Raw genomic sequence first — 11196 nt, 5'->3', positions numbered from 1 at the left:
CTCTGTTCCTACAGGGGCGTTGTAGAGGGGGGGGGGGGGGGGCAGCGGCGCGGCCTGGGGCCGCGGGGGTTAGCCTGCGAAGTTGGGGAGGACGCCGGCGGCGACGGCGGAGCCGATGACGCCGGCTACGTTGGGGCCCATGGCGTGCATGAGCAGGAAGTTGTGGGGGTTGGCTTCCAGGCCCACCTTGTTGGCCACACGGGCGGCCATGGGTACGGCGGAGACGCCGGCGGCGCCGATGATGGGGTTCACCGGGTGGTGGCTGACGCGGTTGAGCAGTTTGGCCATGAGCACGCCGGTGGCGGTGCCGATCATGAAGGCCACCAGGCCCAGCACCAGGATGCCCAGGGTTTCCATGACCAGGAACTCTTCCGCGCTGAGTTTCGCGCCCACGGCCAGGCCCAGCATGATGGTCACCACGTTGATCAACGCGTTGCTGGTGGTGTCCACCAGACGGCTGACCACACCGGATTCCTTCATCAGGTTACCCAGGCAGAACATGCCCAGCAGCGGCGCCGCATCGGGCAAAACCAACGCTACCAGTACCAGTAGCAGGATCGGGAACAGAATCTTTTCCGTCTGGCTCACCGGGCGCAGCTGCTCCATCTTGATGGTGCGTTCCTTGGCGGTGGTGAGGGCGCGAATGATCGGGGGCTGAATGATCGGCACCAGGGCCATGTAGGAATACGCCGCCACGGCAATGGCGCCGAGCAGTTCCGGGGCCAGCTTGGTGGTCACGTAAATGGACGTGGGGCCGTCCGCGCCGCCGATGATGCCGATGGCCGCCGCATCCGCCAGGGAAAATTCCATGCCCAGGAAATTCAGCGCCAGTGCCCCCAGCAGGGCCGCGAAGATGCCGAATTGGGCCGCAGCGCCCAGCAACAGGGTGCGCGGGTTGGCCAGCAGTGGGCCGAAGTCGGTCATGGCGCCCACGCCCATGAAGATCAGCAGCGGGAAGATGCCGGTCATCAGGCCTACGGTGTAGATCAGGTAGAGGATGCCGTCGCCGTAGTTGGCTTGTTGCGCCAGGTGGTGGAGTTGGTCCTGCACCACCGGCCCGGCGCCTTCAGCGGCTTTATAGAGCGCGTCTCGCCCGGCATCGGCATCCATGCCGAGTACCTGGGCCATGCTGGCAAGCAGATCCTGGCTGCCGAAGTGCATGGCCTGGCTAATGGCGGATTCCGCCAGGCCGGCTACGGGGATGTTGGCCAACAGGCCGCCAAAGCCGATGGGCAACAACAGCAGCGGTTCGAATTTCTTGTTGATGGCCAGCCACAGCAGGCCGAGGCAGACCAGCAGCATGATCAGCTGGCCACCGGTCAGATGAAACAGGCCGGTGCTGTGCCAGAGCGTCTCCAGTTTATCCATGGGCCGGCTCCAGGCTGAGCAGGGTCTGGCCGACGGTAACCGCGTCGCCCTCTTTCACCGCCAACTCGGTGACGATGCCTGCTTCCGGGCTGGACACGTCGGTTTCCATTTTCATGGCTTCCAGCACCATGATCTTCTGGCCTTCGGTAACCCGGTCGCCGGGCTTCACCAGCACCTTGAAGATGTTGCCGGCCAGGGGTGCGGGGATCGGCGTGCTCTGGGACGGGTTGTGCACCACCGGCGGATTGGACTGGCCAGCCTCTGCGCTTTCGCCCAAGGCCTTGATGCCAGTCACGTCGCCACCGTCACTGACTTTGACGGTGTATTCCCGGCCATCCACGTCCACGGTGTAGACACCGTCGCTGTTGCCGGCAACAGCCATCGCCTTGCCGTCCGGTACCGGCTCGAACGCCGAGGCGTCGCCGCGATGCTCCAGGAAACGCAGGCCGATCTGCGTGAACAGCGCATAGGTGAGCACATCATCAATACGGCGCTTGCCGTCCGCCAGTTGCAGCCCTTTCTCGCTGGCCAGGGTTTCCACTTCCCGGGTCAGGCTGTCCATTTCGTCATCGATCAGGTCTGCGGGGCGACAGGTGACAGGCTCGTCACCGTCCAGGGCACGGACCTGCAATTCACTGTTGAACGCCGCCGGCGCCGCGCCGTATTCACCGCGCAGTACGCCACGGGTTTCCTTGCTGAGTGCTTTGTAGCGTTCGCCGGAGAGCACATTGAGTACCGCCTGGGTACCGACGATCTGGGACGTGGGCGTCACCAGGGGAATAAAGCCCAGGTCTTCGCGTACAGCGGGAATTTCCTGCAGCACTTCATCGAAACGGTCGGAAGCGCCCTGCTCTTTCAGCTGGCTTTCCATGTTGGTGAGCATGCCACCCGGTACCTGAGCCACCAGGATGCGCGCATCCACGCCACGCAGGCTACCTTCGAACTGCGCGTACTTCTTGCGCACCTCGCGAAAGTAACCGGCGATGCGATTGAGTTTTTTCAAATCCAGGCCTGTGGCCCGATTCGTGTCTTCCAGCATGGCCACCACCGCTTCGGTGGGGCTGTGGCCATAGGTCATCGACATGGACGAGATGGCGGTGTCCACATTATCAATGCCGGCCTCGGCGGCTTTCAGGGCCGTGGCGGTGGAAAGGCCGGTGGTGGCGTGGCACTGCATGTGGACCGGAATGGAAAGGGTCTGCTTGAGACGGCTGACCAGCTCAAAGGCCACATTGGGGCGCAGCAGGCCGGCCATGTCCTTGATGGCCACCGAGTGGGCGCCCATCTGCTCGATCACCTTGCCTTGCTCTACCCACATATCCAGGGTATGCACCGGGCTGACGGTGTAGGCGATGGTGCCCTGGGCGTGTTTGCCCTGTTTGATCACGGCGGCGATGGCGCGCTCGATGTTGCGCATGTCGTTCATGGCATCGAACACCCGGAACACATCCACGCCACTTTCTGCCGCTCGCTCGACAAAGGTATCGACCACGTCATCGGCATAGTGCCGATAGCCGAGCAGGTTCTGCCCGCGCAGCAACATCTGCTGGGGCGTATTGGGCATGGCCTTTTTCAGCTCACGGATACGCTCCCAGGGATCTTCACCCAGATAGCGGATGCAGGCATCAAAGGTGGCGCCGCCCCAGGATTCCAGGGACCAGAAACCGATGTCGTCCAGTTCGGCAGCAATAGGCAGCATGTCGTCCAGACGCATGCGCGTGGCAAACAGGGACTGATGGGCGTCGCGCAGCACCACATCGGTGATGCCCAGAGGCTTGTGATCACTCATGGAAAAATTCCGGTTATTGCTGGGACTGCCGGTGCTGACGCACCGCCTTTTCAATGGCCTTGATCACCGCAGAAGACGGCAGGTCTCCGGCGGGTGCAGGGGTAGCCGGTGCAGGGATGACCGCGGGCGCTTGCCCGAAGCGTTTCACCAGCAACGACATCAACGACGTCACGGCCACGAGAATAATCAGAAAGGAAAAGACCACGCCCATGCCGATCAGCATGAGCTCCAGGCCCTGGGCCATCAGTGTGTTCATGGAACACTCCTTTACGGTTCCGGTGGCGGTTTGCATTACCGCAGGCGAAAGCGGAACAGCCCACCGTGTCAGCAGGCGTCCCCGGAAGGCTCCCAGGGTTATTCGGGAGATTTCCGAGTCTCTCTCGTCGATTTCTGGGAATGTAGAGGGATTGTCGACAACCTGCAATGAGACCTGTGTACAGGGGGGGTGATTGATTTGATCAATTGGCGTGGCCCAGACCGCGCCGGAGGCCCACGGAAGGGAGATGGCACGGTTTGATTTTATGCCAGGCCGAAACGAAAAAGGGCCCGCTAGTTAGCGGGCCCTTTTAGGGATATGGCGCACCGGGGAGGATTCGAACCCCCGACCTACTGGTTCGTAGCCAGTTGCTCTATCCAACTGAGCTACCGGTGCATGTCTCGTTGCTGTATCGCCCCGAGAGGCTGCGCATTATTCCCAAAGCCCCGCCGGGAGTCAAGCGCCGGTCGCTCAAAACTTCAGCAATCAGTCTTCTGCGGTTTCCATTTGTTTTTGCAGGTAATTTTCAATGCCCACCATCTTGATCAGGCTGAGCTGGGTTTCCAGCCAATCAATGTGCTCTTCTTCGGATTCCAGGATGTTCTTGAGCAGATTACGGGTGATGTAATCCTGAATGGATTCGCAGTAAGCAATGCCTTCGCGCAGATCCGGTACCGCCATTTTTTCCAGCTTCAGGTCACACTCGAGCATCTCTTTGGTGTTTTCACCAATCATCAGCTTGCCCAGATCCTGCAGATTGGGGATGCCTTCCAAGAAGAGAATGCGCTCTACCAGCCAGTCCGCGTGCTTCATCTCGTCGATGGACTCGTGGTATTCCTTTTCGTAAAGCGCCTGGAGCCCCCAGTCCTTGTACATTTTGGCATGCAGAAAGTACTGGTTGATAGCCACGAGCTCGTTGCCGAGTGCCCGGTTCAGGTACTCAATCGCCTTGGCGTCGCCTTTCATGGGGTTGTCTCCGTCCGATGAACTTGGGATCTAAACTTGGGTTAATTCCCATTGTTCAGCAAGTCGATGACAGAGACAAGGCAGGAGTGCAAAAAAGCGCTTGCAATACAAGCGCTTATGTAAATGAGAACGATTAATTATGCGGTTTGCGGCCAGTAGACCACCACACCGTCAGAGGAAGGGTGCGAGAATGAGGGGGCCTCGTTGGCGCTACGGGCTTCACGCATCACTTGGCGGGCATGACGGGCACATTTACCACACTGACTTCCAACCCCAAGTTCCCGACGAAGATCACGCAGGCTGTCGCAGCCGTTGCCGACCGCTTCCCGTATATGGTTGTCAGTAATGCCCTTACAAATGCATACGTACATAAGAATGCCATCCCTCAATCTCTTTGGGCATGCTAACCCTAACGCGAATCATTATCAACCGCTTTCAGGAAAGGAAGCATTGGCCTGGCAGCACTTCGTCAGGGGCAGACCGGCCATTAGTCATTTTTTTGCTTATATCCCCTCTTATGGCAGGCACACCGTAGAGATGAACAGGCATGGCGCAGAGGAGACAGCCAGTCGGTCAGATTAAGGTTGTCTGGGACAGAAACAAGGAAGGCTTGCGGTGACTCAGGACAAGAACCCAGGTGGTTGCCCCCTGACCGTAACCGATTGCGTAGGGTGCACTGAGCCTAAGGCGAACTGCACCCTACGTTTTGGAAAGACGTGGGGTTTTGCGTTTGCCACCATAAAAAAAGCCCCGCGATTGCGGGGCTTTTTTAAATCAGTCCGGATCGTGGGATCAGGACGACTTTTTGGCGGCTGGACGCTTGGTGGCCGCTTTTTTCTTGGCTGGCGTCTTGCGAGCGGCAGCTTTTTTGGCGGCTGGCTTGCGCTTGGCTGCGGTTTTCTTGGCAGGAGCCTTACGCGTTGCCGCTTTTTTGGCTGGCGCTTTACGAGTGGCCGCTTTTTTGCGAGTGGTGGTTTTTTTCTTTACGGCGCGTTTGGCTTTGGCTGCGGCTTTCTTGGCAGCGGCCTTGGCTTTCTGCTCCGCTTTTTTCTGCTCGGCCTTGGCTTTTTTCGCCAGCTTGCGCTCGTGCTCACGCAGCTTGGTTTTCAGGTTGCGCTCGGCGGTGCGGAATTTTTTCACCTCGCGAGTGGCCACTTTCTTGGCCGCCTGGATTTCCGCACGAATCAGCTTGGCTTCACCACGCAGATCCTGCAGTTTCAAACGAACGGTATTCATGCGACCGCGTGCAGTATCCACTGCGCGCTTGGCGGCGGCGGTGGAAGAGGCCTTCGCTTTGTCACGTTTGGCGGCAACATCAGCACGCATTTTGGACAGCTTGCCATTCTCGGTATCGATCTTGGCGCGGTGCTTGTCCAGTTTCGCCTGAGTCTGTTCGGCTTTTTTCTGCGCCTGCTCCACGGCTTTCTGCTGCAGTTTTACCTTGGATTCGGCGTTAGTGACGGACTTTGGCAGAGCCGGTGCTTTTGCAGCGGTAGCCTTCTTTGCTGCGGGCTTGCGCGCCGCAGTTTTTTTCGCGGCGGCTTTCTTTGCTCGAGCCATGATTGATCTCCTAAGCTATGGCGTTGTCATCAGTACTGCGACAATTCGAAAAATAGCATAAAAAAAAATCAGTTGGTACATTATTTGACCAATTCGTTTTTGTTTTTTTCATTTGCAGCCGCCCCGATTTATCCATGTCCCTTTTCTGATTCCTTTTCTGTTTCTGCAAAAACATTTTCAGCAGGCCTTCCGGCAGGCTGGATGAGCCTGGTTAAAAACCGCAAAGGAATATTTTTCCTGCTGCTTTGTGCGCTTTTGTTAAATAAAACCGAGCCGCCCATGACATAGAAAAAACAGGAAGCGGTGCATGGGACTGACGTAGACAACGCGGTGCGGTTACATTGGAAAGCGCCCCTGAATAGAGAGGACATTCGCTAACGCCAGAGCAAAAACAACTGCGCCTCAAGTCGCCATTACAACCGCATCCCCTGCTTTTCTGTGTAGAAAAGTTACATTTTCCGGCTTTTTTCAAGAAAACCGCTCTGAAAAAGCGCCGCACCACAATGGACAGCCCGGCATGAGCACTTACGGCACACACCAATAACAGGCTCGCGCCCACACGTCGGTAAAATCTTCAAGGCGGGTCCTGCGACAGGATCCTGAATGTCGCGGTCATTGAAAGGAGACCGGCAAATTCTCACACCCCCTGCCCTGTCTTTCAGTCAGTGCCAAGGGACCGACCATAATGGTCGTTTAACGGAATAAGAAAAGGGGCAAAGCGAGGAAGCAGAGAGAAACCAGGCAAGGAAGGCAGCGTGACGCTCCGCAAGTAACCATCGGGCGCAAGTGGCCGGATGACCGCTATTCCATCGACAGCAAAACGTCTGGCTTATGCAATTTATATTAGGAGTGCAAAGGGCTGGCACAATTTCCCGGGAAAAAGGGAAACGTCTTACTACCGTGGAAAGCACTGTTTGCATCGCGAGGGGGCGCTGACCCCTGTTGGCGAACCCGGGAGTGTTCAGAGCCATTTCAGAGGCTCTCTGGCACTGCAAGAGGGGCTGGTGGCGTCTGCTGAGACCTGTATTGACGTCCGCCAGCGAGTGCGGAACGCACAAAAAAGGGAAGCCCCAGGCTTCCCTTTTTCAATGTATCGCTGTTGTGCAGCTTCTAGCCTTGCAGAGCATCCAGAACGCGATTGCGGATATCATCCACCGAGCCAACACCGGCAACGCGCACATAACGGGGCGCCTTGGCATCGTCCTTTTTCGCCAGATCCTGGTAGAAGTCTACCAGCGGGCGGGTCTGGGACTGATACACCTCGAGACGTTTGCGAACGGTCTCTTCCTTGTCGTCATCACGCTGAACCAGCTCTTCACCGGTTTCATCGTCCTTGTCGGCTTCTTTCGGCGGATTATATTTTACGTGGTAAACCCGGCCGGAAGACGGATGCACACGACGACCGCTCAGGCGCTCGATAATCTCTTCATCGTCCACATCGATTTCGACCACGAAGTCGATATCCACACCCTGCTCCACCAGCGCTTGTGCCTGGGGAATGGTGCGGGGGAAACCGTCGAACAGAAAACCGTTGGCGCAGTCGTCTTCGCTGATACGCTCTTTGACCAGGCCCAGAATGATGTCATCGGATACCAGACCGCCGGCATCCATCACTTTCTTGGCTTCCAAACCCAGGGGAGTGCCTGCTTTAACAGCAGCGCGCAGCATGTCACCGGTGGAAATCTGAGGAATATTGAACTGTTCCTTGATGAACTGCGCCTGGGTGCCCTTGCCCGCACCGGGGGCACCAAGCAGGATGACACGCATAGGATTCTCCATGGTTCTGTGGTCGAAAAGGCGCCGGCGGTCCAAGTGAAACGTTCTGTCACAAAGAGGCCGTGCCAAAGTGCTCAAATCAAGGCAATAAAGCGCAGCACCAGAAAACTGGTTCAGGCTTTTCAGCGCAGAGCTGGACACTTTGACGACGCGAAATTGTTGCAGAACCTTCCGTTTGGGCCACTCAGGGGCCTCCGAAGGGGTGCAACTTTACCCTGAGGCCCGGTTCTTCACAAGTAATAGGAGGGTGCTACCTTGGTAGCACCCTGGGGAGATGGCGGTATCAGGGGCGCTGGAGAACCAGAGCGGCCGGGCCGCTCTGCGGCAGTTCCAGGGGTTTGACCGGGGCCATGATGGCGGCCTGGTCCACTCCGCCGCCGGGCGCCGGGGTGTAGCGGGCGCCGATGACCAGCTCGGCACTGTCATCCGGGTAGCGTTGCAGCCAGTCCTGGGCGGACAACGACACGGTGGCGGGAAAATGTGGCACCACCTGGCGACGGGCAGCGAGAGGCTGGCCGCTACTGCCGGCCTCGCGAAGATAGACAAAGACGGTGCCCCCCGCGGGCAGATCTTCCGCCGCAACGACGGCCTGGATACCGGCAAACTTTTCCTGGCGGGCCTTCTGCTCACGGGCATTTTCCAGACCGCGACGCAGCAAATCGCCGGTTTCACCCTGACTGTGCCGGGACAACAGCGCTTGCCAGCCCTGCTCGGCCAGGTCATAGCGCCCGGCCCGGTCCGCAGACATGGCCAGCATCATCCAGGCGCCATCGTGTGTCGGCTCCCGATCCAGCACCCAGCGTAGTTCATCCAGGGCCGGGTCGGTTAATTTGCCACCGGCTTTCTGGATCAGCGCACGAGCCAGCAACAGATGCATGGCCGGTTCCTGCGGGCTCATGGCCACTGCCTTGCGGGCGGCCTCTTCACTTTGCTCAGGCGCACCGAGCTGGTCGTACAGGGAACCCAGTGCATACCAGCCCATGGCGGATGGGTCTTTCACCAGCTCCGCCTGCAATACCCGCACCAGGGCGCCGACGGGCACATCCGACGCAGCCCGCTCCGGAGACTGGCCGGCAATAATGGCGCGGGCCACCGACCGGTATTCCTGCTGGTCGTTGAGCCAGTCACTGGTATGTTCGTTGTAGCCGACCAGGCCATACCCTGCGACAGCCAGCAACAACATGATCAGGGGAATGCCAATGGCACCCCGCATCACCTTGCCTGCCTTGCGGGCTTCGCGCTGCCACAACAGCCATAACAAGACACCCAGGGCCAGCAGCAGAACCAGCGCAATCACAATCCACATCATTACCGGTCTCCCCCCTGGTTAACGTCGCTCTCATCAGCGGCATCATTGTCATCCACTCTGGCGCTGGCACGGCGCAGCAGAAGAACGATGACCACAGCGCCACTGCCCAGCAATAACAATGGCGCAAGCCAGAGAATGGACGTGGTGGGCGTTACGGGCGGACGGTAGCTAACAAAATCGCCGTAGCGGGAGACAAAATAATCGACAATTTCCTCATCGCTTTTGCCCTCCTTGATCATGCTCTCTACCCGAATGCGCATATCCTGGGCGATGCCGGCATCGGAATCAGCTAGGCTCTGGTTCTGGCATTTGGGGCAACGCAGCTCATCCAGCAATACCCGAAAGCGCTGTTCCTGTTCGGGGGTCTCAAACTCATAGAGGTCGGTGGCGGCCATCGCCGACAGGGAAAGGCAAAGCAGAAAGACGGTACGCAGTATCATGGTCATGCTCCGCCCTCCTGTGCGCCCTGCTCAAGCAAGGGAGCAAACTTTTCCTGCCAGACGCGCGCATTCAGGTCGCCGGCATGGCGCAGCACGATCTCGCCGTCCGGGTTGATCAGGAAGGTTTCCGGGGCGCCGTAGACGCCCAGGTCCAGACCCAGTTGCCCATCGGCATCCACAATCACATGGGTAAAGGGATTGCCCTGTTCAGCCAGGTACTGGCGAGCCGGCGCACTGTCATCCTTGTAATTCAGGCCGGCAATGGCAACGCCGCGGGCGGCCAGTTCCAGCAGAAAGGGATGCTCCACATAACAGGTGGGGCACCAGGTGGCCCAGACGTTGAGCAACTGCCAGCGACCTTTCAGAGATTCCTGGGTGAGGGTGTCGTCGGTCATCAGCGATGGCAGGCTGAAGGTCGGCACCGGTTTGCCCACCAGTGCCGATGGCAATTCCTGAGGATCGCGGCCCAGACCACTGGCCAACAGCACCGCCAGCAACACAAAGCCGACCAGCGGCAGGAACACCCAGGGAGAATTAGCTTTCATGGGGAAACTCCTTCTTCGCTGGTCGCAAATCGCTGACGACGGTAACGCTTGTCAGACAGCGCTAGCGCGCCACCCAACGCCATCATCAGGGCGCCCAGCCAGATCCAGCGGATACCCGGTTTGAAATAGATACGCACGGCCCAGGCATTGCCGTCTTCCAGCGGTTCGCCCAGGGCGACATAAAGGTCGCGCCAGAAGCCGGCATCAATGGCGGCTTCCGTCATGATCTGGCCACTGGCGTGATAGGTGCGTTTTTCCGGATGCATGATGGCTTCCGGTTCTCCTTTATAGGTCACATGGAAGTGACCACGGGTGGCATCGAAGTTGGGCCCGAGATAACTGTCCATGCTATCGAAGACAAACACATAGTCTCCGATGACCGCCTGATCGCCCGGCCCCATGCGAATATCCCTTTCCACTTCATGGAAACTCACCAGGGTAATACCGGCCACTATCACCGCCAGGCCACAGTGGGCCATGACCATGCCCCAGTAACCTCGCCCCAGTTTGCCCAGGCCGGTAAAAAAGCCCTGGCCATAGGCTCTGGCCCGGCGCACCACATCATCCATATGGGCAAACACCAGGAACAGGGCCAGCATGATGGCCAGCACACCCTGCCAGGGTGAGGGTTCGGGTAGCTGTGCGCCAAACCAGCCGGCAATGATCGCCGCCGGTGCCAGCAGTGCCATGCGCTTGAGCAGGCCGTTGCCATCCTGACGTTTCCAGTTACTGAATACCCCCGGCACCATCAACAGGATCAGCACCAGTGTCAGCGGCACAAAGAATCCGTTGAAGTAAGGGCTGCGGATGGAAATCTTCAGGTCCATGGCCTCGAAGAACAGTGGGGCCACGGTGCCCACCAGCACCACAAAGGTAGCGGTGAGCAGAATCAGATTGTTACCCAGCAAGAAGGCTTCCCGCGACACCGGCTTGAAGCCCTTGTTGTTGGTCAGGGCGGAGGAACGAAACGCAAACAGGGTCAGCGCACCCCCGGCTACCACACTCAGGAATGCCAGAATAAAGGTGCCCCGCTCCGGATCATTGGCGAAGGCATGGACCGAGGTCAGCACCCCGGAGCGAACCAGGAAGGTCCCCAGCAGACTCAATGAGAACGCGATGATGGCCAGTAACACGGTCCAGGCCCGGAACATGTTGCGTTTTTCCGTCACGGCCAGGGAATGAATCAG

At 58.7% G+C, this 11196-nt stretch carries 11 protein-coding genes and 1 tRNA gene; all 12 read right to left on the bottom strand.

Annotated features, from left to right (window positions below; genetic code table 11):
* Positions 1-69: 69 nt before the first annotated feature.
* Positions 70-1368: a sodium ion-translocating decarboxylase subunit beta gene (locus ACFE0K_RS16635; RefSeq protein ID WP_434537127.1), complete on the bottom strand. Its 1299-nt coding sequence runs from the start codon at positions 1366-1368 to the stop codon at positions 70-72.
* Entirely contained in the window at positions 1361-3157 is a 1797-nt protein-coding gene (gene oadA / locus ACFE0K_RS16630) for a sodium-extruding oxaloacetate decarboxylase subunit alpha (RefSeq protein WP_434537126.1), read from the bottom strand. Before oadA ends, ACFE0K_RS16635 begins: the two co-directional genes overlap by 8 nt.
* 13 nt (positions 3158-3170) lie before the next feature.
* Complete coding sequence (locus ACFE0K_RS16625; RefSeq protein ID WP_434537125.1) at positions 3171-3413, bottom strand: OadG family protein; 243 nt, start codon at positions 3411-3413, stop codon at positions 3171-3173.
* A gap of 319 nt (positions 3414-3732) precedes the next feature.
* Positions 3733-3809, bottom strand: a tRNA-Arg gene (locus ACFE0K_RS16620).
* A gap of 90 nt (positions 3810-3899) precedes the next feature.
* Entirely contained in the window at positions 3900-4379 is a 480-nt protein-coding gene (bfr, locus tag ACFE0K_RS16615) for a bacterioferritin (protein WP_434537124.1), read from the bottom strand.
* 137 nt (positions 4380-4516) lie between these two features.
* Positions 4517-4750 carry a bacterioferritin-associated ferredoxin gene (locus tag ACFE0K_RS16610; protein ID WP_273009307.1) on the bottom strand — a complete coding sequence of 78 codons (234 nt, stop codon included), beginning with the start codon at positions 4748-4750 and terminating at the stop codon, positions 4517-4519.
* Positions 4751-5171: 421 nt separating this feature from the next.
* Complete coding sequence (locus ACFE0K_RS16605) at positions 5172-5939, bottom strand: hypothetical protein (protein WP_434537123.1); 768 nt, start codon at positions 5937-5939, stop codon at positions 5172-5174.
* Between the two features lie 1110 nt (positions 5940-7049).
* Positions 7050-7706 (bottom strand): adenylate kinase, encoded by a 657-nt coding sequence (adk, locus tag ACFE0K_RS16600; RefSeq protein WP_434537122.1) that lies wholly within the window; start codon positions 7704-7706, stop codon positions 7050-7052.
* A gap of 292 nt (positions 7707-7998) precedes the next feature.
* Positions 7999-9024, bottom strand: a complete 1026-nt coding sequence (locus ACFE0K_RS16595) for a tetratricopeptide repeat protein (protein ID WP_434537121.1) — start codon at positions 9022-9024, stop codon at positions 7999-8001.
* A complete protein-coding gene (locus ACFE0K_RS16590) occupies positions 9024-9470 on the bottom strand; it encodes a cytochrome c-type biogenesis protein (protein ID WP_434537120.1) in 447 nt (148 codons plus the stop codon). The genes ACFE0K_RS16595 and ACFE0K_RS16590 overlap by 1 nt, the downstream gene beginning before the upstream one ends.
* The gene (locus ACFE0K_RS16585) at positions 9467-10009 is read right to left on the bottom strand and encodes a DsbE family thiol:disulfide interchange protein (RefSeq protein WP_434537119.1); all 543 of its coding nucleotides are present in this window, start codon (positions 10007-10009) and stop codon (positions 9467-9469) included. The genes ACFE0K_RS16590 and ACFE0K_RS16585 overlap by 4 nt, the downstream gene beginning before the upstream one ends.
* A partial coding sequence (locus ACFE0K_RS16580; protein ID WP_434537118.1) for a heme lyase CcmF/NrfE family subunit occupies positions 10006-11196 on the bottom strand: 1191 nt, incomplete at its 5' end. The genes ACFE0K_RS16585 and ACFE0K_RS16580, both read right to left, overlap by 4 nt.

It is taken from the genome of Alcanivorax sp. (assembly GCF_051117345.1).
In the GTDB taxonomy this organism is placed as follows: Bacteria; Pseudomonadota; Gammaproteobacteria; order Pseudomonadales; family Alcanivoracaceae; genus Alcanivorax.
This window is presented reverse-complemented; position numbering and strand designations above follow the sequence as displayed.